Annotated in this window: 19 protein-coding genes and 1 pseudogene; 10 read left to right on the top strand and 10 right to left on the bottom strand. The window is 64.4% G+C overall.

Annotation, left to right across the window (positions count from 1 at the left end; genetic code table 11):
* The first annotated feature begins 165 nt into the window (after nucleotides 1-165).
* The 7 genes from G3O06_RS32695 to G3O06_RS32665 all read left to right on the top strand — a co-directional run bounded on the left by G3O06_RS32695 (nucleotide 166) and on the right by G3O06_RS32665 (nucleotide 8159).
* Nucleotides 166-1107 carry a LysR substrate-binding domain-containing protein gene (locus G3O06_RS32695; RefSeq protein ID WP_205818688.1) on the top strand — a complete coding sequence of 314 codons (942 nt, stop codon included), beginning with the start codon at nucleotides 166-168 and terminating at the stop codon, nucleotides 1105-1107.
* 96 nt (nucleotides 1108-1203) lie between these two features.
* A complete protein-coding gene (locus tag G3O06_RS32690) occupies nucleotides 1204-2079 on the top strand; it encodes a MaoC family dehydratase N-terminal domain-containing protein (protein WP_205818687.1) in 876 nt (291 codons plus the stop codon).
* Nucleotides 2080-2094: 15 nt separating this feature from the next.
* Nucleotides 2095-3252 (top strand): acyl-CoA dehydrogenase family protein, encoded by a 1158-nt coding sequence (locus tag G3O06_RS32685; protein WP_174953730.1) that lies wholly within the window; start codon nucleotides 2095-2097, stop codon nucleotides 3250-3252.
* 9 nt (nucleotides 3253-3261) lie between these two features.
* Complete coding sequence (locus tag G3O06_RS32680; protein ID WP_205818686.1) at nucleotides 3262-4440, top strand: CaiB/BaiF CoA-transferase family protein; 1179 nt, start codon at nucleotides 3262-3264, stop codon at nucleotides 4438-4440.
* Between the two features lie 24 nt (nucleotides 4441-4464).
* Nucleotides 4465-5841 (top strand): MmgE/PrpD family protein, encoded by a 1377-nt coding sequence (locus G3O06_RS32675; RefSeq protein WP_205818685.1) that lies wholly within the window; start codon nucleotides 4465-4467, stop codon nucleotides 5839-5841.
* Entirely contained in the window at nucleotides 5834-6661 is an 828-nt protein-coding gene (locus tag G3O06_RS32670; RefSeq protein ID WP_205818684.1) for a CoA ester lyase, read from the top strand. The genes G3O06_RS32675 and G3O06_RS32670 overlap by 8 nt, the downstream gene beginning before the upstream one ends.
* A 19-nt stretch (nucleotides 6662-6680) precedes the next feature.
* Nucleotides 6681-8159 (top strand): aldehyde dehydrogenase, encoded by a 1479-nt coding sequence (locus tag G3O06_RS32665; protein WP_205818683.1) that lies wholly within the window; start codon nucleotides 6681-6683, stop codon nucleotides 8157-8159.
* Between the two features lie 177 nt (nucleotides 8160-8336).
* Here the strand turns inward: G3O06_RS32665 and G3O06_RS32660 are convergent, their stop codons facing one another.
* The 10 genes from G3O06_RS32660 to G3O06_RS32615 form a co-directional block, all read right to left on the bottom strand.
* Nucleotides 8337-8723 carry a PaaI family thioesterase gene (locus tag G3O06_RS32660; RefSeq protein WP_205818682.1) on the bottom strand — a complete coding sequence of 129 codons (387 nt, stop codon included), beginning with the start codon at nucleotides 8721-8723 and terminating at the stop codon, nucleotides 8337-8339.
* A gap of 273 nt (nucleotides 8724-8996) precedes the next feature.
* Nucleotides 8997-9446 (bottom strand): VOC family protein, encoded by a 450-nt coding sequence (locus G3O06_RS32655; protein ID WP_205791043.1) that lies wholly within the window; start codon nucleotides 9444-9446, stop codon nucleotides 8997-8999.
* An 80-nt stretch (nucleotides 9447-9526) separates the two neighbouring features.
* On the bottom strand, nucleotides 9527-10333 hold the full coding sequence (locus G3O06_RS32650; protein WP_205818681.1) for an NAD(P)H-dependent oxidoreductase: 807 nt from the start codon (nucleotides 10331-10333) through the stop codon (nucleotides 9527-9529).
* 307 nt (nucleotides 10334-10640) lie between these two features.
* Complete coding sequence (locus G3O06_RS32645; RefSeq protein WP_205818680.1) at nucleotides 10641-11366, bottom strand: ABC transporter ATP-binding protein; 726 nt, start codon at nucleotides 11364-11366, stop codon at nucleotides 10641-10643.
* Nucleotides 11367-11385: 19 nt separating this feature from the next.
* On the bottom strand, nucleotides 11386-12171 hold the full coding sequence (locus tag G3O06_RS32640; protein ID WP_241020361.1) for an ATP-binding cassette domain-containing protein: 786 nt from the start codon (nucleotides 12169-12171) through the stop codon (nucleotides 11386-11388).
* A gap of 104 nt (nucleotides 12172-12275) precedes the next feature.
* The gene (gene livM, locus G3O06_RS32635) at nucleotides 12276-13553 is read right to left on the bottom strand and encodes a high-affinity branched-chain amino acid ABC transporter permease LivM (RefSeq protein ID WP_174982188.1); all 1278 of its coding nucleotides are present in this window, start codon (nucleotides 13551-13553) and stop codon (nucleotides 12276-12278) included.
* A complete protein-coding gene (locus tag G3O06_RS32630; RefSeq protein WP_174982187.1) occupies nucleotides 13553-14470 on the bottom strand; it encodes a branched-chain amino acid ABC transporter permease LivH in 918 nt (305 codons plus the stop codon). The genes livM and G3O06_RS32630 overlap by 1 nt, the downstream gene beginning before the upstream one ends.
* An 87-nt stretch (nucleotides 14471-14557) precedes the next feature.
* A complete protein-coding gene (locus G3O06_RS32625; protein WP_241020359.1) occupies nucleotides 14558-15646 on the bottom strand; it encodes a branched-chain amino acid ABC transporter substrate-binding protein in 1089 nt (362 codons plus the stop codon).
* Nucleotides 15647-16100: 454 nt separating this feature from the next.
* Nucleotides 16101-18086: a gamma-glutamyltransferase family protein gene (locus tag G3O06_RS32620; RefSeq protein WP_205818678.1), complete on the bottom strand. Its 1986-nt coding sequence runs from the start codon at nucleotides 18084-18086 to the stop codon at nucleotides 16101-16103.
* A 231-nt stretch (nucleotides 18087-18317) separates the two neighbouring features.
* Complete coding sequence (locus G3O06_RS32615) at nucleotides 18318-19274, bottom strand: LysR family transcriptional regulator (protein WP_205818677.1); 957 nt, start codon at nucleotides 19272-19274, stop codon at nucleotides 18318-18320.
* Nucleotides 19275-19376: 102 nt separating this feature from the next.
* Here G3O06_RS32615 and G3O06_RS32610 point away from each other — a divergent pair, with 102 nt between their 5' ends.
* From G3O06_RS32610 to G3O06_RS32600, 3 genes and pseudogenes are all read left to right on the top strand, one after another.
* A complete protein-coding gene (locus G3O06_RS32610) occupies nucleotides 19377-20501 on the top strand; it encodes an aryl-sulfate sulfotransferase (protein ID WP_205818676.1) in 1125 nt (374 codons plus the stop codon).
* Between the two features lie 58 nt (nucleotides 20502-20559).
* Nucleotides 20560-21921 carry a solute carrier family 23 protein gene (locus G3O06_RS32605; protein WP_205818675.1) on the top strand — a complete coding sequence of 454 codons (1362 nt, stop codon included), beginning with the start codon at nucleotides 20560-20562 and terminating at the stop codon, nucleotides 21919-21921.
* A gap of 346 nt (nucleotides 21922-22267) precedes the next feature.
* Nucleotides 22268-22851 (top strand): annotated as a pseudogene (locus G3O06_RS32600) (site-specific integrase); the annotation flags it as partial.

Genomic DNA, 22851 nt, shown 5'->3' with positions numbered 1-22851 from the left:
ATTTTGCATAGTCACAAATCTCAAGCCTCGACATTGAACCTCTATATTCGCCAATATATGCGGACTCACGTGAAATATAAGCCCGTAGATGGAATCCTTACTTTTGCGGATTTTTTCCTGTTGCTATGATTCGCTCATCGGCACGCCAAAGCCAGGAGGCAAATCATGGGAATGCATTTCGATCTGGTCGATCTCCGCCTGATGAGCGCCATCGCGGAAACGAACAGCCTGACACGCGGCGCCGAGCGCTCGTGCATGTCGGTACCCGCCGCCAGCACGCGCATCAAGAATCTCGAAGAGAGCATGGGCTCGAAGCTGCTGTTCCGGACGAGCCAGGGCGTGACGCTCACCCCGCCCGGGCAGGCGTTCCTGCATCATGCGCGGCTCGTGCTGTCGCAACTCGAGCACTTGCGCGGCGACATGCAGGAATACGCGCGCGGTATCAAGGGTCATATTCGATTGTTCGCCAATACCACCGCGACCACCGAGTTCCTGCCGAACGACCTGCGCGACTTTCTTGCGACCCACCCGGACGTCAATATCGGTCTGAAGGAACGACTGAGCCACGATATCGTCCGCGCGATCAGCGAAGGGTGGGCGGACATCGGCATCGTGGCGGGTGATGTCAGGACCGAATCGTTGATGACGCTGCCCTATCGCCGGGACAAGCTGATCCTCGCCGTCCATCCGTCGCATCCGCTGGCCGACCGCCAATCGATCCCGTTCGCGGAAACCACCGGCTTCGACTTCATCGGGCTCCCGGAAGCGAGCGCGATCCATAACTTCCTCAATCGCGTCGTCAACGATCTCCACAAGACCCTTCAGGTGCGGATCGAAGTGGGCAATTTCGAGGCACTGTGCCGAATGGTCGAGGCGAACGTGGGGATCGGCGTGCTGCCATTCTCTTCGGCGGCACGTTATGCGCGGCTCATGAACGTCAAGCTCGTATCGATCGAGGACGACTGGGCAACCCGCAATCTGCTGATCTGCATCCGCAGCCTCGACCTGTTGCCGTCGTTCGCGCGCGAACTGGTCGATCAGCTCACCGGCAAGGCCCAGGACGACGACCATCTTCACGATGCCGGCCAGGTTGCCGTGACACCTTAAACGCCACTTAAAGCCCCGTTTCCGAAGCACAAATTGTCGCCGGCAGTCCGGTGCGTCACGCTAGCAGCAACGACGCATCTTTGGAAAACCGACGACATGTCCGCAGAATTCGACAACCTTCGCAACTGGATCGGGCGCACGCAATCCGAACGCGAAACCGTCTCGCCTCGACTCGTCGCGCAGCTCGCGGCGCTGCTCGACCACGAAGCAGCGCTCGAGCCGGACGATGCGCTTCCGCCGCTCTGGCACTGGGCGCTCTTTCCCGCCATTGCCCGCCAGTCGCACGTCGGCGTCGACGGGCATCCCACGCGCGGCGGGTTCCTGCCGCCCGTGCCGTTGCCGCGCCGCATGTGGGCCGGCAGCCGCGTGCAATTCGAACGTCCGGTTCGAATCGGCCACGACGTCACCCGGACGTCGCAAATCGTCGACGTCGGCTCAAAGGAAGGACGCAGCGGGCCGCTGGTGTTCGTGCGTGTCCGCCATCAGCTCGAAGATCTCGAAGGCACGCTGCTGTCTGAAGAGCAGGACATCGTCTACCGCGATGCGCCCCGGGCAACGAGCTCGCCGGACAGCGGAATCGACGCGCCCAGCGACGGCACCTGGCGGCGCCTGGTCGTGCCCGATCCCGTGCTGCTGTTCCGCTATTCAGCCGTGACCTACAACGGCCACCGGATCCACTACGACCGTCCGTACGCGACCGAGCAGGAAGGGTATCCCGCACTGGTTGTCCATGGGCCGCTGACCGCCACGCTGCTCATCGATCTCGTGCGCCGCAACCTGCCGCGCGCAAACATCTCCGGATTTTCTTTCAAGGCAGTCGGCCCGCTCTTCGACAACGAACCGTTCTACGTATGCGCGACCCACGACCCGGTGTCGCCCGAGATTCGCATCTGGGCGGAAAGCGCCCGCGGCCGGCTATGCGTCGATGGACGCGTGACGCTGACCGAAGCCCATCCCGCCACGGGAAACTAAGAGGAGATTCACGTGTTGGATATCGCCGCACCGCACCAGGAGATTCGCGAGGCCATCCGCGATCTGTGTTCGAACTTCCCGCCGGAATATTTCCGCAAGATCGACGAGGAACGCGCGTACCCGGAGGCCTTCGTCCAGGCGCTGACCGATGCTGGCTGGCTTGCCGCGCTGATTCCGCAGGAATACGGCGGATCCGGTCTCGGGCTGACCGAGGCATCGGTGATCATGGAGGAGATCAACCGCAGCGGCGGCAACTCGGGGGCCTGCCACGGTCAGATGTACAACATGGGCACGCTGCTGCGCCACGGCTCGGCCGAGCAGAAATCGAAGTATCTGCCGCAGATCGCCAGCGGCAAGCTCCGGTTGCAATCGATGGGCGTGACCGAACCCACGACCGGCACCGACACGACGAAGCTGAAGACGACGGCCATACGCAAGGGCGATCGCTACGTCGTCAACGGGCAGAAGGTCTGGATCTCGCGCGTCCAGCATTCCGATCTGATGATTCTGCTGGCTCGCACGACACCGATCGACCAGGTCGCGAAGAAATCCGAAGGCATGTCGATTTTCCTCGTCGATCTTCGCGAAGCGATCGGCAACGGCATGACGGTGCGCCCGATACCGAACATGGTGAATCACGAGACGAACGAGTTGTTCTTCGACAACCTCGAGATTCCCGCGGAAAACCTGATCGGCGAAGAAGGCAAGGGCTTCAAGTACATCCTCGACGGCCTGAACGCCGAACGGACGCTGATCGCGGCCGAATGCATCGGCGACGGGTACTGGTTCCTCGACAAGGTCTCGAAGTACGTGAAGGAACGCGTCGTGTTCGGCCGGCCGATCGGTCAGAACCAGGGCGTGCAGTTCCCGATCGCGCGAGCCTACGTGAATGTCGAAGCCGCCAGCCTGATGCGCTACAAGGCATGCGAACTGTTCGACGCGAAACAGCCGGCCGGTGCACAGGCCAACATGGCCAAACTGCTGGCAGCCGACGCATCGTGGGAAGCAGCGAACGCGTGCCTGCAATTCCACGGCGGGTTCGGCTTCGCGAACGAGTACGACGTCGAGCGCAAGTTCCGCGAGACGCGCCTGTATCAGGTCGCTCCGATCTCGACCAACCTGATCCTGTCGTACGTCGCCGAGCATCTGCTCGGTCTGCCGCGATCTTTCTAGGAGCGCGCCATGAAACCCCTGACCGACATCAAGGTCGTCACGCTGGAGCACGCTATCGCGGCGCCTTTCTGCACCCGGCAGCTCGCCGATCTCGGCGCGCGCGTCATCAAGGTCGAGCGTCCTGGCGTGGGCGATTTCGCACGAGCCTATGACGAGCGCGTCAACGGCGAAGCATCGCACTTCGTCTGGTGCAACCGTTCCAAGGAAAGCCTGACGCTCGACGTGAAGGCGCCGGATGCCAACGCTGTACTCGGAAAACTGCTTGCCGACGCCGACGTGCTCGTGCAAAACCTTGCACCCGGCGCCGCAGCCCGCCTCGGCCTGTCCTACGACGCGCTGCATGCGGCGCATCCCGGGCTGATCGTCTGCAACATCTCGGGCTATGGGCCGGACGGCCCGTATCGCGACAAGAAAGCCTACGACCTGCTGATCCAGAGCGAATCCGGCTTTCTGTCCGTCACGGGCGGCCCCGATTCGCCGGCAAAGGCCGGCTGTTCGATCGCCGACATCGCCGCCGGCATGTACGCCTACACGAACATCCTGGCCGCACTGCTCGAGCGATCGAAGACCGGGCGCGGCAGGCAGATCGACGTCTCGATGCTCGAAAGCATGGTCGAATGGATGAACTATCCGATGTACTACGCATTCGATGGCGCATCGCCGCCCCCTCGGGCAGGCGCGGCACACGCCACGATCTACCCGTACGGCCCCTTCCCGGCCGGAGACGGCAAGTCGGTGATGCTCGGCCTGCAGAACGAGCGTGAATGGGCCGCATTCTGCGAGCACGTCCTTCATGTGCCGCAACTGGCGGCAGATCCTCGCTTCAACTCGAATGCGAAGCGCGTGGCGTCACGCGATGCGCTGTGCGCGATCATCGTCGATGCATTCTCGACGCTCACTGCGGCGGAAGTCGTCGATCGACTCGACACCGCGCAGATTGCCAATGCCCGCATGAACGAGATGGCCGACGTCTGGGCGCATCCGCAGTTGCGCGCGCGCAACCGGTGGGTCGAAGTCGATTCCCCTGCCGGCTGCATCCCGGCACTCCTTCCGCCCGGCGTCGATCGCGCGGAAGACGTTCGCATGGATGCCGTTCCCTCCCTGGGGCAGCACACCGACGCACTTCTCCACGAACTCGGTTTCACCGACGCAGACGTTCGCAGATGGCGCGACGCGCGCGTGATCTAACCCGCAACCGCAAGCGACTCGAACATGACCCATACCCAGACCCTCGCGAACTTCGCGTCACAACTCCGCTTCGACCAGATTCCCGTCGACGTGATTCGCCGCACCGAAGACCTTTTCCTCGACTGGTACGGCTCGGCACTCGCGGGCCGCGGCGCCCGCCCGGTGGAAACCATCCACACGCTCGCTTTCGCGTTCGGGCCCGCGTCCGGACCGTGCGAAGTGCTGATATCGCGGCGCACGACAAGCCCGTTGTTCGCTGCGATGGTCAATGCCGCCGCGTCGCATTTCGCCGAGCAGGACGACCTCCACAACAGTTCGGTGCTGCATCCGGCCACGGTCGTCTTTCCCGCCGCCCTGGCCGTCGCGCAATCACTCGGGCGCAGCGGGCAAGCGTTCCTGACCGCATGCATCGCGGGCTACGAAGTCGGCGTGCGGGTCGGCGAATTCCTTGGCCGCTCCCACTACAAGACGTTTCATACGACCGGTACCGTCGGCACGCTTGCCGCCGCCGCGGCAGTCGGCCACTTGCTGAACCTCGACGGCAATCAAATGCTGCACGCGTTCGGCTCGGCCGGTACGCAGGCAGCGGGGTTGTGGCAATTCCTCAAGGATGCGGCGGACTCGAAGCAGCTGCATACGGCGAAGGCGGCGGCAAACGGCCTTTTCGCAGCCTATCTCGCGGCGGACGGCTTCACCGGCGCGGCAGACATTCTCGAAGGCGAGAAGGGGATGGGGGCCGGGATGTCGGACCAGACGTACCCGGACAAGCTGGTCGATCGGCTCGGCACACGCTGGGCACTGGCCGAAACCTCGTTCAAGTACCACGCATCGTGCCGGCACACCCATCCTGCCGCCGACGCGTTGCTGCAAGTCATCGAGCGCAATGCGCTGAAGCCGGACGATATCGAAAGCGTGGTCACGCATGTTCACCAGGCCGCAATAGATGTCCTCGGTCCGGTCGTGAGTCCGCGGACGATCCACCAGGCGAAGTTCTCGATGGGGACGGTGCTCGGCCTCGTATCGGCCTACGGTCATGCCGGCGTGCGCGAGTTCGACGCCCATTACGCATCGCCCGACATCGCGCGCCTGCGCGACAAGGTCCGAATGGAGCTCGACCCGGAAGTCGACTCCGCCTATCCGGCGCGCTGGATCGGCAAAGTCACTGTCACGACGAAGGACGGCCGCACCCTGAAGGGCCGCGTCGACGATCCGAAGGGCGACCCCGGCAATACGTTGTCGCGTGCCGAACTGGAACACAAGGTTCGCACGCTCGCGCTGTATGCCGACGCGGCAACCGAAGCCGAAGTTACCGAATCGATCGGGAAGATCTGGGCCATCGCTGACGCCACGGTCGTTCCGTCACTGCTCGCCTCACGAAACCCGGAGAATCGACATGTCTGAGCTCGCCCCCCGTTCCTATCTGTTTGTTCCCGGTAACCGCCCGGATCGCTTCGCGAAGGCCGCCGCCTCGGGCGTCGACGTCGTGGTGATCGACCTCGAAGATGCGGTGCCGCCCGCGGAAAAGAAGGTCGCACGCGCCGCGCTTGCCGAGTGGCTTGCATCCAACGACACACCGGTGGCCGTGCGCATCAACGACGTCAACAGCGAATGGTTCCGCGAGGATATCGCGCTGTGCCGCGCACCGTCCGTCAAGACGGTCATGCTGCCGAAGACCGAACGCATCGACGACATCTTCCTCTGCGAATTCGCCGGCAAGCCGACCGACGTGCTGCCGATGATCGAAACGGCGCAGGGTTTCCGCAACGTGGTCGCCATCGCGCAGCACCGGCTGACGACTCGCCTCGTGTTCGGCAACATCGACTTCCAGCTCGATCTGTCGATCGACGGCGACGACGAGCAGTTGCTGTACTTCCGGTCGCATATCGTGCTGGCGTCCCGCCTCGGCAACCTGCTGCCGCCCGTCGACGGCGTGAGCCTCGCACTGGATGATCCCGCGCAGATCGAACGCGACACGCTTCGTGCGAAGCGGCTTGGCTTCGGCGCCAAGCTCTGCATTCACCCGAAGCAGGTCCAGGCAGTCAATGCCGCGTTCCTGCCGACGGGAAGAGAGATCGAATGGGCGCGCAAGGTCGTCGATACCGCCTCCGCATCGCACGGCGCAGCCGTCGCGGTCGACGGACGCATGGTCGACCGTCCCGTCATTCTCAAGGCACAGGAAATTCTCGCGGAATCGCAACGGCGTGCGGTGGCCGCATCCTAACCGAATGGAGGCAGGAACGATGGAACGCTTTGAAATGGTCATCGACGGACACAACTGTCCGTCGTCATCCGGCGAATGGTTCGAGACCGAGAATCCGTATACCGGCGAACCGTGGGCAATGGTCGCGAAAGGCACCGCCGCCGATGTCGATCGCGCAGTCCAGGCTGCCCACACGGCCTTCACGTCAGGCCCGTGGGCGCAAATGACGCCGAGCCAGCGCGGCCAGCTGCTGCATCGTGTCGGCGATCTGATCGCACTCGACGCGAAACGGCTCGCCGAACTCGAGGTGCGCGACAACGGCAAGCTGATGGCCGAAATGCATGGCCAATGCCAGTACCTCCCGCAGTGGTATTACTACTTCGGCGGCCTGGCCGACAAGATCCAGGGCTCGGTGATTCCGCTCGATAAAAAGGGCTACTTCAATTTCACGCGCAACGAGCCGCTCGGTGTCGTCGCCGCAATCACACCGTGGAACTCGCCGCTGCTGCTCGCCACGTGGAAGATCGCACCGGCGCTCGCGGCGGGATGCACGGTCGTGATCAAGCCGTCCGAATTCACATCGGTGTCGACGATCGAGTTCGCGAAGCTGTTCGAGGAAGCCGGCTTTCCGCCCGGCGTGGTGAACGTGGTTACCGGGTTCGGTGCGGACGTCGGTGCGGCGCTCGTCGAGCATCCTCTCGTCAAGAAGATCACGTTCACGGGCGCCGATTCGACCGGGCGCGCGATCAACGAAGCCGCGGCACGGCAGTTCAAGCATGTGAGCCTCGAGCTCGGCGGCAAGTCGCCGAACATCGTCTTCGAGGATGCGGATCTCGACGACGCGGTGAATGGCGCCGTTTCAGGGATCTTCGCGGCAACGGGGCAGACCTGCATCGCCGGTTCGCGCCTGCTGGTCCAGGAAAGCATCTACGACTCGTTCGTCGAGCGCCTGCTGGCCCTCGCCCGCACCGCGAAGATGGGCGATCCCGCATCGCTCGAGACGCAGGTCGGGCCGGTGACGACCCGTCCGCAATACAAGAAGGTGCTCGCGTACATCGACATCGCGAAGGAAGAAGGCGCGAAGCTGCTGCTCGGTGGCAAGCCCGGCAGTGACCAGGCGTGCGGCAACGGCTGGTTCGTCGAACCGACGATTTTCGGCGACGTGCGCAACGACATGCGGATCGCGCAGGAGGAAGTGTTCGGCCCGATCCTGTCGATCATCAGGTTCAAGGATGAAGACGACGCGGTGCGCATCGCGAATGACGTTCGCTTCGGGCTGGGCTCGGGTGTCTGGACCAACGACATCGGCCGCTCGCTGCGCGTCGCGGAACGCATCCAGGCGGGCATGGTGTGGGTCAACAGCTATCGCGCGGTGAGCTACATGTCGCCGTTCGGCGGGTACAAGGATTCCGGGCTCGGGCGCGAGAACGGCATCGATGCGATCCGCGAGTACCTGCAGACGAAGAGTGTGTGGATCAATACCGGCGTGAAGACAGCCAATCCGTTCGTCATGCGGTAATACCGCGGGGTGGGCGGGGCGCCCGCCCCGCCTCGGAAATGAGCCGGCACCATTCCCCTATTCCCGCCCCCCCGCCGCCTGCTTCGCGCCGGGCCGGTGACGCCACATCGGAACAGCACGCTTCTGTTTCCGCTGCCCGGCTTCCAGGCAATCGAATCGACCCATCTCTCCGGCAAGCTATCGCGTGTACTTGAACGTCCCCTGTGCGGTAGCGATCAGGATGCGACCGTCAACCCATGCCTCGCCTCGGCAAAAGTAAATCGATTTGCCTTTACGCTCGAGCATGCCCTTGGCCGTGACCTGCTGCCCGATGCCCCGATCCAGGTAGTTGATCGTCAAGGACAGCGTGAAGCCGTGAACCGTTTCGCCCGAGTCGCTGTACAGCCCGGCATATCCACAGGCCGCATCCAGCAGCGTCGCGACGGCACCGCCCTGCAACACGCGTTGCCGGTTCAGATGCGTCGCGCTGATTGGCATCGCGATCTCCGCAACTCCGTCTTGCCATTCGGTCAAGGTCGCACCCAACGCTTCGAGAAACGGATTATCGAGTTCGTGGCGGATCATCGGATCACTCCATGCGTGAAGTACGCGCGCTACCTTGGTGAGTCGCGGTGGAAACGGAGATCGGAGGGGATACGTTCTGACAGGGCAACGACTTTCGAACACGTCGCCGCATTTCCTGATAGTACAAAAAAAACGTGCCGCCTGTCGGGCGGCACAAAGGACGACTGTCTCCGTTCCGTGCCGATTGATTCCAGCACCGATCGGATGGCCCCATCGTCGTAGCCAGGAGCACGAGTGCGCGCGGGTCGGCACGCGACACCGAACGGCCGTGCCCTACTCTTTTCGTGCGCGAACCTGAAGATTGACGCCGGCGCCCGCTTTCGCCGTATCGAAGTACGTGAAACCACTGCCGTCCGGCAACCGCCCGCGACCGAGTACCTCGATGCCCGCCCCGGTTGCAACGGCTTCCGCTGCGTCGACGTCCGGAACCGCAAACCCGAGATGAAACACGCCTTCACCGTGGCTTTCCAGAAAGCGCTTCTGCGGCGTGTCACCGTCACCCGGTTCGCAGAGCTGGAACTGGACGTTGTCGACGTTCGCGAACTTGTACTTCAGCTTCAGAAAGGCGTCGCGATCGTAGCCGTCGAGCTTGAACGCATCGAGAGGCGGGAAGTCCGTCCACGGGCCGATACCGGCGGATTCGTAATACGCGGTGGCCGCATTCATGTCGCGAACAACGATACAGACGTGATGCAGCTTCCGGAAAATGTCGGGTTTGCTCATGGCGACACCAGTCGAAATATGAAAGGAAAGCAGGTGGGGTGATGTGACGGGCATGCTTCCCGTCACGCCCGTCCATCCATTCAGCCGAACCTGGCGACGTTCGGTGCCGTGAATTGGTCCGCCGCCGCTTCCCGGCTCTGTCCGGCGCCCGGGTTCCATTGGAAGCCCGACCGGGCGATCACGCCCGGCTTCAGGCGTTGGTCGGTACCGTAGTCCTCGAACGGATGGAAGTACAGCGACGGCGTCTGTTCGAGCGTTCGCAGCCGTTCTTCGTACGACGCCAGGTACGCCGCCCGCTCCTCGGCCGACACGCGCGCCGGCATCCACGACACGTGCGGCGGCAGCACGTCGAAACCCAGGTACTTGAAGATCCCGTTATGGATCGGCCACAGCAGGTGGTTGATGTCGCCGTCGACGCCATCCGGCTCGTACAGGCTCGACGCCGTACCCGTCGTGGTCGAGATCATCGCCTTGCGCCCCTTGAACATGCCGGTGTCGTATTTGCGCCCGGTCGCGTATGCGAAGCCACGCGTCATCACGCGATCGACCCAGCCTTTCAGGATCGCCGGCATGCCGAACCACCACATCGGGTACTGGAAAATGATCAGGTCCGACCACAGCACCTTCTCTTGCTCGGCGGCCACATCCGGCGTCGGCTGCGACGTCGCGAACATGTGCTCCTGCTCGGCTGACAGGTCCAGGTAATCTGGGTTCGCACGCGGGCCGGTGAAATCATCCAGGCCGAGATCCGGCCGCCATTTCATCTGATACAGATCCGACACGCGGACCTCGTGTCCGAGCGCGGTCAGCGTCGCGACAGCCTTGTCCTTCAACGCACCATTGAACGACTTCGGTTCGGGATGGGCAAAGACGATCAACACCTTCATGTTCTCACTCCGTCAAGATCGATCGGGACACCTGTCCGACATGAACACCGGAGCGCCGTCGCTCCGATCTGTTGAAGTGAATTCTGAACCGGTTCTCGGCGGCCGTCTTGTGACAGAGCGGTAACTTTTTGCGGAATTTTGCACAGTTACGCGGTGCAACCCAAGGCATGCTGATTACAGAGCATGGATTCGCCTGGATCGGCAGTATCCGGCCGAACGGAGTCGTGCACAGTCGACAGGGCGGCCGGTACGCCGCGTCGCCCTGCCGATTGACCGGCACCGGCGCCGCTGGCCCCGGTGCGATCAATCACGCCGCATCGAGCTGCGCTGTATCGCCCTCCAGATACGCCGCGCGCACGGCCGGATCCGCCAGCAACGAAGGCCCGTCCCCTTCGAGCGCGATGTGCCCGTGTTGAAGGACGTACCCCCGATGGGCGACTCGCAGTGCATGATGGGCATTCTGCTCAACGAGCAAAATCGTCATGCCATATTGCGTGTTGAGTTCGCGGATCACCGAGAAGATCTTCTTGATGTAGATCGGTGCCAGGCCAAGCGACGGCTCGTCGAGCAGCAGCAACCGCGGATGGGACATCAACGCCCGTGCGATCGCCAGCATCTGCTGTTCGCCGCCGGACAACGTTCCGGCACGTTGGGATGCCCGGTTGCCGAGAATCGGGAACATTCCGACCATTCGCTCGATGTCCTGCGACGTCTGCCGCTCCCGGGACGTATCTCCCATCAGCAGGTTCTCCATCACCGTCATGCGCTGAAAAATACGCCGCCCCTCCGGGACGATCGCGATATCGAATTTCGCAATCTCGTGCGACGGCCGCCTGGTGATGTCGCGTCCTTCGAACACGATCGAACCGCCGCTCGCGCGTGGATAGCCAAAGATCGTGTTCATCAGCGTCGACTTGCCGGCGCCGTTCGCGCCGATCAACGTGACGATCTCTCCTTCGTTCACGTCGACGTTGACGTGATGCAATGCCTGCACGCTGCCATAGTGCGCGGACAATTCCGAAATCTTGAGCATGAAAGAATTCCTCGCGTAGTCAGGCCTGCTGGTCCGATGTTTCGCTTTCCTCTTCGCCGAGGTAAGCGGCAATCACGTCAGGATTGGCCTTCACCTCGGCAGGGCTGCCCTCGGCAATCTTCTTGCCGTGGTTGAGCACGACGATGTGATCGGAAACCTTCATGACCACGCTCATGTCGTGCTCGATGAGCAGCACGCCGATACCCCTGTCCCGGGCAAGAGACGAAAGCAGCGCGGTCAACGCTGCGGACTCGCGCGGATTCAACCCTGCCGCGGGTTCGTCGAGGCAAAGCAGAATCGGATCGGCGCACATCGCGCGAGCAATCTCGATGCGGCGCTGAACACCATAAGGCATGTCGCCCGCCGGCTTGTCGGCAAGGTCCCGCAGGTTGAGTCGCTCGAGCCATTCCATTGCCTTCGCAACCGCATCGCGGCTGGCAGCGCGATATCCGCGCAGGTTCAGCGCACCGGAAATCGAGAAACGCGACGCCTTCTGGAGCGCGTTGTGCTGGGCGATCATCAGGTTCTCCAGCACGGTCATGCGCGGAAAGAGCCGGATGTTCTGAAAGGTCCGCACCACCTGCCCGACACGCGCAACGTCCGCGTTTCGCATCGCATCCAGGCGCAACTTCCCGCGTGCGGGATGCGCCAGCACGATTGCACCCGACGTTGGTTTGTAAAAGCCGGTCAGGCAGTTGAAGAACGTCGTCTTGCCTGCGCCATTCGGACCGATAACCGAGGTCACCTCGCCGGCGCGCGCGGTCATCGACATGTTTTCGATCGCGCGAAGCCCGCCGAACTGCATCACGACGTTTTCGACGTGCAGTAGCGGTCCGCGTTCACCACGGGACTCGCTCCGCCCCAATCCGGCAGGAGCGCTTTCAAGAATCAGCGGCGTCATCGGATCCATCACTTGCCCTCCGCAGGTGCCGTAATCGTTGCGCGACGATGACTGATCAGCCCGCCGGGCCGCACGATCATGATCAATACCATCGCAAGACCGAACAACAGCATTCGATATTCAGAGAAGTCGCGCCCGAGCTCAGGAAGGACGACGAGCACGGCAGCCGCGAACACGACGCCAAGCTGGCTGCCCATGCCGCCAAGGACGACGATCGCAAGAATCGTGGCCGATTCCGAGAACGTGAAGCTCTCCGGAGAGATGAAGCCCTGGCGAGCGGCGAAGAACACACCGGCAAATCCGGCGAGCATTGCTCCGATCGCGAACGCAGACAACTTGATGTTCGTTACGTTGAGCCCCATCGCCTTGCAGGCAATCTCGTCCTCCCTGATTGCTTCCCATGCCCGACCGACAGGCAGCCGGCGCAGGCGGGAAACGAACAGGTTCGTCAGCAGCGCCATCCCGAGGATCAGGTAGTAGAGAAACACGATCCGTTGCTGCGGGGAGTATTCGATGCCGAACAGGCTCGAGAAGGTCGGACCGTCCGCCGACGCTTGCATCGGCAGCCCGAAAAACGTCGGCTTCGGAATCGAAGAGACACCGTTCGGTCCACCGGTAACGTCACCCCAGTTGATCAAGATGAGCCGGATGATCTCGCCAAAGCCGAGCGTGACGATCGCGAGATAGTCGCCTCGCAACCGCAGCGTCGGATAGCCGAGGATCATCCCGAAAGCCGCGGCGAGGCCGCCCGCGATCGGCAGGACTTCCCAGAATCCGAGGCCGAAATGGGTCGACAGCAATCCGTACGAATAAGCACCGACCGCATAGAACGCGACGTATCCCAGATCGAGCAGGCCTGCGAGTCCGACAACCACGTTCAGCCCCCAGCCGAGCATCACGTAGATCAGCACCGTCGTCGCCGTATCGACCACGTAGCGATTGCCGGAGAACATCGCCGGCAACACGATCGCGAATGCAACGGCAAACGCCCCGATCCACGTCAGTCTCGAAGCGGACGCCGTAGCCTGCTTGCCCTTCTGGACGCGACGCTTCCGGACAATCGCGACATATTCCAGCAGGCACTGCAGTGCCATGCGCCCGACAAACGCGGCGACCACGAACGCACCGAGCAACGGCCAACGGGTCTGCACCTGAAGACCGCCCGAGCCATCGTGAGTCGTCAGCCCGAGCATCGGCAGTCCGACAACTGCAGCGACAATCGCTGCACCCAGCGCATCGCGAACGCGAAACGGAAGATTGACTTGCTTGGACATCGTCGTACTCATCAGACTTTCTCCACCTCTGGGCGGCCGAGCAGCCCGGACGGCCGGAACATCAGGAACACGATCAGAATCACGAACGTCGCCACGTCCTTGTATTCGGGCGACAGATAGGCAGACCAGAACGCCTCGATCAGGCCGATGATGACCCCGCCCAGCATGGCGCCGGGGATCGAGCCAATACCGCCGAGCACCGCCGCAGTGAATGCCTTGATGCCGGCAATGAAGCCGATCGAGAAGTCGACGACGCCGTAATAGAGCGTGACCATCACGCCGGCGACAGCGGCAAGCCCGGCACCGATCATGAATGTCACCGAAATGATGCGATCCGCGTCGTAACCCAGGAAGCGCGTCATGCGCTGATCCTGTTCGCATGCGCGCTGCTGTCTGCCGAACGAAGTCTTGTGGATGAACAACGTGAATGCGCCCATCAGCGCAATCGTCACGATGACGATCAGGATCTGGATGTTCGACAGATAGACATCGTGACCCGCGCCGCCCATCGGTATGTTGATTCCGCCCGTAACGACAGGCTGAACCGACTTCACGCGTGCACCCTGCGTGAGTTGCACCATGTTCTGCAGGAAGATCGACAGGCCGATCGACGAAATCAGCGGCGCGAGACGATTCGAGCCGCGCAGCGGACGGTAGCCGACCCGCTCGACCGTCCACCCGAACGCGGACGTCAGTACGATCGCGACAATCAGCGTCATGCCGATCGCGAGCACCACGGAGGAAACGCCGCCCGAACCGAGCAGCGTAAGGCACGTCACGGCAATGAACGCGCTCACCATGTAGATGTCTCCGTGAGCGAAGTTGATCATGCCGATGATGCCGTAGACCATCGTATAGCCGATCGCGATCAGACCGTATATCGCCCCCAGGGTCAAACCGTTGATCAGTTGCTGTAACGCCTGACTCATAGCTTCTCCGATACATCTCGTTGCAGCGCGGCGGCCCGCCCGGTGCGGCCCGCCGCGCCCTTCATGCGATATGCGTTGCAGCCCGCATCACTTGACGTAGTCGTAGCTGTTGCCGTTCCATCTGTAGACGACGTAGCCCGGATTCTTCAGGTCTCCCTTCGAATCGAACTTCAGCTGACCGACGACGGTATCGAACGTACCGTCACGGAGTTGCTTCACGACCGCCGCGTAGTCGGTGCTCTTCGCACGCTTCGCGGCATCTGCGTATGCCTGCATGGCCGCGTACGAATAGAGCATGTAGCCCTCAGGTTCGATCTTTTGCGCGCGGAAGGCAGCGACGACCTTCGATGCGGCCGCGCTCTTGCGCGGATCGGGCGGGAACGTGAACAGCACCTTGTTGATCTGCGGGCCTGCGGCATTGACCAGCTCGTTGTTGCTGAGCGTGTCGCCGCCGATCACCGTCAGATCGAGGCCGGCTTGAGCGGCCTGACGCAGGATCAGCGCAACCTCCTGGTAGTAGCCGCCGTAGGCCAGAACCTGCACACCGGCGACCTTCATCTTGCTGACCAACCCGGAGTAATCGCGCTCGCCAGCCGTGATGGACTGACGCAATGCGACAGGCGTCTGCTTTGCCGCGAGCCCTTTCGCGATTTCGTCGGCCAGGCCGCCACCGTATGCGGTCTTGTCGTCGATGACGGCAATCTTCTTGCCTTTGAAGTGGTCCGCGATATAGGCGGCCGTGACGGCGCCTTGCTGATCGTCGCGCCCGGTAATGCGGAACAAGCCCTTGATTCCGCGCTCGGTGATCTTCGGATTCGTCGAGACGGTAATCTCGGGAATCTGAGCGTCGTTGTATACGTCGGATGCCGGTAACGTCGAACTGGAACACCAGTGGCCGTTGACGAATGCGACCTTCTTGTTGACGAAGTCGTTGGCGACCGACACCGCCTGCTTCGGATCGCATACGTCGTCGCCGACGATCAGGTTCAATTGCTGGCCCAGAACGCCGCCGGCCGCATTGATGTCCTTTACCGCCTGCTCGGCGCCCTTCCTGAACTGCTCGCCACCCGATGCGTACTCGCCCGTCATCGGTCCGGCGACTGCAACGTTGAGACTCGCGCTTGCCGATGCGGCATACAGCAGCGCCACCCCGCCGACGCCGATTGCCGCACTCATCCCATTCAATATTTTCCGGCCATTCATAACCATCTCCAAAGAGCAGGCTTCGATGTGGGGCATGCCTTGGTCATTGGCCGCCACCGTCGTGAGACACCCGTGCCAGGCACGAGTGAACGAAGGTTGCCTACGCCAAAAACGGCTCGGAATTTGATTGTGCGAAACCGGGGGTTAGCGGCTGTCTAAATGTGCAGCCTTCCAGCCGCGATGCGCGGAACGGCGCAGAGTTCCGGCCACGGAACCCAGTGAGCCGATATGTTCGAGGGTTGACCCCTATGCCGGGATATTCGGCACGTCGAGCCGGAAAGCCGGCTCGATCCTGCTGAGCAGCAGGTTCTTCGATAACGTCCGCCCGCCTGCATGCCCATCGAGTTCGGCACTCGGGCGCGGGCGCATAAAGCAACACGGCCCCGACTGCCGTTCGGCAGTTCGGGGCCGTGTGCGTCCTGCCGGGTTACGGCCGGAACGTATCGCCGAGCACGACGCCTTCACGCCGCGGATCGGTGCCGCCCTGCAACGCGGACGACTGGCCGACCGTCACGCGCATCACCGTGTTGACGCCGCTCGCCTGCGCGGACGTCGACACCTTGTGCCCGAGCGCGAGCAGCCCCGTGATCAGCGGATCGTTCGCCCCGTTGTTCGCGGTGTTGACGTTCGGATGCTCGCCGCCGATCGTGGTCGTCGGGCTGTTGCTCGCGCCGAAGTCGACGAGCCCGGCGGACTGTTGCGCATCGAGGCCCCAGTCGAGCGCGCCGACGAGCGTCTTGACCACGTATTGCGGAATCGTGCCGCCGCCCGGCGAACCGGTCGCCATCACGAAATCGCCGCGCGAACCGTCCGCGGCCTGCCCGAACACGATCGTCGGCGCCATCGAGCTGCGCGGCCGCTTGCCCGGTTGCAGGCGGTTGGCCACCGGATTGCCCGCGCTATCGACCGGGTTCGCGGAGAAATCGGTCAACTGGTTGTTCAGCAGGAAACCGTTGGTCATGTGGAACGAGCCCATGCTCGACTCGACCGTCGTCGTCGCGCTCAGCACGTTGCCGTCGCCGTCGACGATCGTGAACTGGTTCGTGCCGTGCTCGATCAGCGTCGTATCGACACCGAGCGGCACCGCGCCGAGATTGCCGGGCTGTGCGGTGCCTATGCTCTTGGTCGGGTCGATCAGCGCCGCGCGCGACTTCAGGTACGGCTTGTTCAGCAGCGTATTCCACGTGCCGCCCGGCAGCGGCACGAAATCCGTATCGGCCACGTACTTGTCGCGGTCGGCATACGCAAGCCGTTCGGCTTCGGTGACGAGGTGCACGCCCGCGACGGTCGGCTTGCCGCCTTCGAGATCGATCGCCGTCGGCTTCAGCGACTTCAGGTCGTAATTCTCGAGAATGCCGAGCGCCGACGCGACCGCGATGCCGCCCGACGACGGCGGCGGCATTCCGCATACCCAGTAGCTGCGATAGGTCGTGCATACGGGATCGCGGCGCTTCGCCTGGTACGCGGCCAGATCCGCGACGGTCGTCTTGCCCGGCGTGAGCGTCGAGCCGTCCGCGCCCTTCGTCGTCGCGATCTTCGCGACGATGTCCTGCGCGATCTGCCCCGTGTACAGCGCGTTCGCGCCCGACTGCGCCATCAGCGTCAGCGTGCGCGCATACGCAGGATTCTTCAGCACGGTGCCGAGCGTCTTCGGCGAACCGTCGGCGTTCAGGAAATACGCGGCGGCCTCGGGGTCGCGCTTCAGGTTCGCGGCGTTCGCCGCGATCGCGTCGGCGAGCCGGCCACCGATCGGGAAACCGTTGGTCGCGAGCGTGATCGCATCGCCGAACAGGTTCTGCCACGGCAGCCGGCCGTGATCCTGCTGCAGCGCCTCGATGAGCCTCGGCACGCCGATCGTGCCGATCGAGCGGCCGCTCGCCCGTGCGTTCGGCAGCGGCGCGGATTGGTTGGTCGCATCGTCGATGTAGCGCAGGTAGTTCTCCGTCGCAGCGGCCGGCGCGGTTTCCCGGCCGTCGTACGCCTGCAGCGTCTTGCCGCGCGCATCGTAGTAGAGCAGCACGCCGCCCGACCCGAGGCCCGTCGCTTCGGGCACGGTCAGGCCGAGCACGGCCTGCACGGCGACCGCCGCATCGGCGGCCGTGCCGCCTTTCTTCAGCACCGCGCAACCGGCCGCGCTCGCGTATGCGTTCGACGTGGCGACCAGATAGGTCTTCGCATAGACCGGCTTCATCCCGGTGCGATAGCCCGACGACGCTTCCGGCAGCGACGGGTCGCCCGGCTGGTTCGAGCCCACCACGACCGTCGCGCCGCTGTTGTCGACCGCGAGACAGCTCGCATCGGTGGAAGGTGTCGGCGTGCGGCCCGCTTCGTTCTCGACGTCGCCGCCGCATGCCGTCAACAGGGCGGCCGCGAGCAACGCGGACGCATACGGAAAAATCGCTGTTCTGTTCATTGTCTGCCGATGTTCTTGTAGGTCGTTGCGATGGACATCACGCTGCCTGCGACCCCCTCGGTGCGCCGGCAACGCGTTTGATAGTCCCATGAACAAAATTTTTTCCGCAATAAGGAAATGACGTAATCCGGCCGGACGTTGCGTGCGCAACGTCACCGGTCTCGCATATGGGTTCGCGTGCTGCACTGCATCGCAGTGCGATGCGCTTGCACGGCCGAGGTCGTTACGTCGTTAACTTGGTGCCCGACGGCGCTTGCCGGCTGGCCGGCCGTCGCGCGCGAAATCGCTCTCCATCGCTTCGATCGCCTCCGAGAAGAATTCGAGAAACATCGTCATCGCGACGGTCGCGCTCATGTCCGCCCGCTGGTAGATGCAGCTGAACGAGCGGGCGCCTGCATCGGCAAGCGGCGTCCACGCGAGCCGGCCGGCGGCCACGTCTTCCGCGACGTTCTCGGCGATCAGGAAGCCGACGCCCGCGCCTTCGGCCGCGAGGCGCCGCACCATCGGCACCGAACCCGTCTCGACCAGCGGCCGCACGTTGCGCGGCTGGCGCGCATCGATCTGGTCGAACATCGCGCGCAGCTCCGTGTCGGGTGTCATCAGGATCAGCGGATGCGCAAGGCAGTCGCGCATCCGCACCTTGCCGCCGGACGCCGCGAGCGGATGGCCGGGCGCCGTGACGACACCCAGCGGCTGAGCGAACGCTCGCACCTCGATAACGCCCGCCGACGTGCGCCGGCGCAGCGCATAGCCGATGTCGGCCTCGCCCGTCTCGACCCAGCGCACGATGCTCTCGCCGTTTCCCGAGCGCACGCTGTACGTGACGCCCGGATAGCGCTGCATCGCGGCGAGGATCGCGTCGGGCACGAGCTTTTCAGCGGTCGAGGCGGGCACCGCCAGGTTCACGTGGCCGCGCCGCAGCGCGCGCAGGTCCTCGACCTGCGTGAGCGCGTTGTCGAAGTCGCGCTGGCCCCGCCGCACGGCCGCGATCACGATCTCGCCGGCCAGCGTCAACTGCATGCCGCGCGGCAGCCGGTCGAACAGCGGCACGCCGACCTGCTCCTCGAGATTGCGGATCTGCTGGTGCACCGCCGCAGCGGTCAGGTGCAGCGCGTCGGCTGCCTTGCGAATCGAGCCGCGTCTCGCGACTTCGTCGAAACAGCGGAATGTCTGCGATATGGAACGCATGAAGGGTCCGTTAGATTTTTCCGAACAGGCCGTCAAGAATAATCCGATTTTACTGACCGTCCGGATCGTCTAGATTCCGCTGCATCCCCGTGTCCGATTCGAATGGAGACCGCAGTGACAACCGTCGACCAGATTACCCAGCGCCGCCGTGGCGTCGGCCTCATCGCCCACGATCCCGCCCTGTCCGCGGGCGGCTATACGCTCATCGCGCCGCAGACGGCCGACGGCAACGTCTATCTCGTCGGCATCGACGGCGAAGTCGCCCATCAGTGGAAGATGCCCGTGCGCCCCGGCCGCCATGCGGTCATCCTCGCGAACGGCAACCTCGGCTACAACGGCAATCATCCGCAATCCGAATCGCGCTATGCGCCGTGGTCGATGTGGCATGGCGGCGACTTCTACGAAGTCACGCCGCAAGGCGAAACCGTGTGGCGCTACGAGGATCCCGCGCACCACCACGATGCGCAGTGGCTGCCGAACGGCAACCTGCTCTATGCCGCGTGCGAACCGGTCGACGCCGCGTTCGCGCGGCGCGTGCCGGGCGGCACGCCGCACGGCGACGACGAGGTGATGTTCGCGGACGTGATCCGCGAAGTGAACCGGGCCGGGCAGATCGTCTGGGAATGGCATGCGCGCGACCATCTGCGGCCCGAGGATTTCCCGATCGCGGTCGGCTTCGGCCGCTACCACTGGCCGCTCGTCAACGGCCTCGCGGTCGACGCGAACGGCCGCGTGCTGATGAGCCTGCGCACGACGTCGGGCATCATCGGCGTGGACCGCGCAACCGGCCGCGTCGACCTGCGGATCGGGCCCGACGTCGTGTCGCACCAGCATGCGCCGGTGCCGCTCGCGAACGGCAACATCCTCGCATTCGACAACGGCAATTTCCGCCACGGCGCGCACGTCGTGTTCTCGCGCGTCGTCGAGATCGATCCCGCGACGCAGCGCGTCGTGTGGTCGTATGCGGACGACGTCGTGAACCTGTTCTACACGCCGTTCATGGGCAACGCGCAGCGCTTGCCGAACGGCAACACGCACGTCACCGAATCGTCGACGGGCCGGCTGTTCGAAGTGACGCCCGCCGGCGAGGTCGTCTGGGAGTACGTGATTCCGTGGTTCGCCGAATACCCGGACGAAGCCGCGCGCAAGACCGGCCCCGGGCAGCTCAACAGCGTGTTCCAGACGTTCCGCTACAGCGCCGCGCAACTGCCCTGGCTGCGGGATTGACCCTCCGTTCACCGCCGGTTTCCGGCGCTCGTCGCCGTTCGCTTCGAAGGGGCCTGCCGTGTCGCACGATCCGATCTCAACGCCCGTCGACGCACGGCTGCCCGCCTGGCAGCTCGCGCTGTTCGGGCTGCAGCACGTGTTGTCGATGGCCGCGTCCCCGATCACGGCCGTGTTCCTGATCGCCAAAATGCTCGCGTTGCCGGCGGACCTGACGGTCCAGTTGATCGGCGCGACGTTCTTCGCGTGCGGAATCGGCACGGTGCTGCAATCGCTCGGCGCCGGCCCGATCGGCGCGCGCATGCCGTTCGTGATGGTGCCCGGCGGCGCACCGACGATGCTGTTCGCCGGCATCGCCGCGCAATCGGGCCTGCCGACCGCAGCCGGCGCGGCGCTGCTCGCCAGCGCGTTCTACTGGGTGCTGCTGCCCGTCTTCACGCGCTGCCTGCGGCTCTTTCCGCGCATAGTCGTCGGCGCGATGCTGCTGCTCGTGTCGGTCAACCTGATCCGGATCTACGCGGCGATCGTCGTCGGCCAGCCCGGTTCGGCCGACTTCGCCCAGCCGCGCGCGCTCGGTCTCGCGCTGGCGACGATCGTCGCCACGGTCGTCGTCGCGGGTGCGTTCCGCGGCACGCTCGGGCGCCTCGCGGTGCTGATCGGCCTGATGGCCGGCGCGACGCTCGGCTGGGCGCTCGATGCGATGCCCGCGCTCGCCGACGTGTGGCACGGCCCGCTGTTCACGCATCCGGTATGGCTGCCGTTCGGGATGCCGCGCTTCGACGTGCTGGCCGCGCTGCCGCTGCTGATCTTCACCGCGATCTCGATGGCCGAGGCCACCGCGCAGACGGTCGCCGTCGGCGAAACCTGCGGCAAGGCGATCTCGCTGTCGCGTGACGTGCCGAAGACGATCCGCGGCGATGCGCTGGCGTCGCTGGCCGGTGCGCTGTTCGGCACGCCGCTGATCGTGACCAGCGCCGAGAATATCGGTGTCGTGCAGACGACCGGCGTGCGCTCGCGCTACGTGACGGCTGCCGCCGGCGCGATCCTGATCGTCATTGCGCTGTTTGCACCGCTCGCACGGCTCGCGTATGCGATTCCGGCCGCCGTGGTCGGCGGCACCGCGCTGGTCGTGTTCGCGATGATCGGCGTGATGGGTATCCGGCTGCTCGCCGGCGTCGACCTGCATGCACGCGCCAACCAGTACACGCTCGCGGCCGCGCTCGTCGTCGGCCTTGCGCCGATCCTGGTGCCGAACCTGTATCGCCATTTCGGTGCGCCGGTGCAGATCGTGCTCGGCAACGGCATGGCGGCCGGCACGCTCGCGGCCATCGCGACGCAACTGGCGTTCGCTGCATTGGCGCGACTGAGCGGACAGGTGGGCACGGCAGCGGTTGCGGGTTCTTCGCCTTCGCGCGACGCCTGATGGTGATGGCGGGCAACGGTGCGTGTTGCCGCGTGCCTGCGATATCGCGCTCCCGCGCAGCCGGCTGGTTTGCGATCGCCGGCCTGCCGCTCGGCTTCATCGCGCGGCGGAACGGGTTCGTGTCGGTCAGCCACGGATGGATCGCGATGCGGGTGTCGAAGCAATGGTACGGTGTGCCGGGCGCGTTCCGTTTCTTCGTCGCGTTGCTGTTCGCTTACTTGGCGATTCGCCACGACGGCATCGGCGACGCGCGACCGCACACTGACGCATCGGTTGCGCCGGGCCGGCCGGGCCCCTGGCCATCCGAACGATTGCCGGAGCCGCCGCGTTCCGGCTATAAACGTGCATGGACACGAATCGCTGGATTCACGACCCCGTCGGCGCCTTCCGCGCGTGGCAGGAAACCGCCGCGACCGGCGCCGACCGCCGGCCGTTCGCGCCCCGATCGGTCGTGCAGCACGTTGCGATGTTCGAACGGTTCCTGCGTTATCTGATCGCACAGCGCGTGTCGCTGGCCACGTTCGGGCCCGACCACGTCGCGGCCTTCCTGGCGGAACTCGAGCGCACCTGCGCGCCCGGCACGTCGACCCGCGTGCGCTACGCGAAACTGATCGACCGGCTGGGCCGGCATCTGATCGAGGCCGGCGTGCGCACGATCCATCCGGCTGGCCGGACGACGCGCGATCTCGCATGGCCGGACGGCGAGCCCGAGCCGTGCTATCTGCCGCCCGATGCCGACGCGGCGCTGCAGCGCCATGTGCAGCCTCGAGCGGGCGACACGCCGGCCGACTGCCGGAATCGCGCGATCGTCGCGCTGCTGCTCGCAAGCGGCATCACGTCGGCCGAGATACGCGCGACGACCTGCGACGCACCCGATCTCGACGCGCGGCCGCCCGCGCTATCCGTGCCGCGCGATCGCGCACGGCCGGA

It is taken from the genome of Burkholderia sp. Ac-20345 (assembly GCF_017104825.1).
In the GTDB taxonomy this organism is placed as follows: domain Bacteria; phylum Pseudomonadota; class Gammaproteobacteria; order Burkholderiales; family Burkholderiaceae; genus Burkholderia; species Burkholderia lata_B.
The sequence above is the reverse complement of the archived record's forward strand: the minus strand, read 5'-3'. Positions and strand labels throughout refer to the sequence as shown.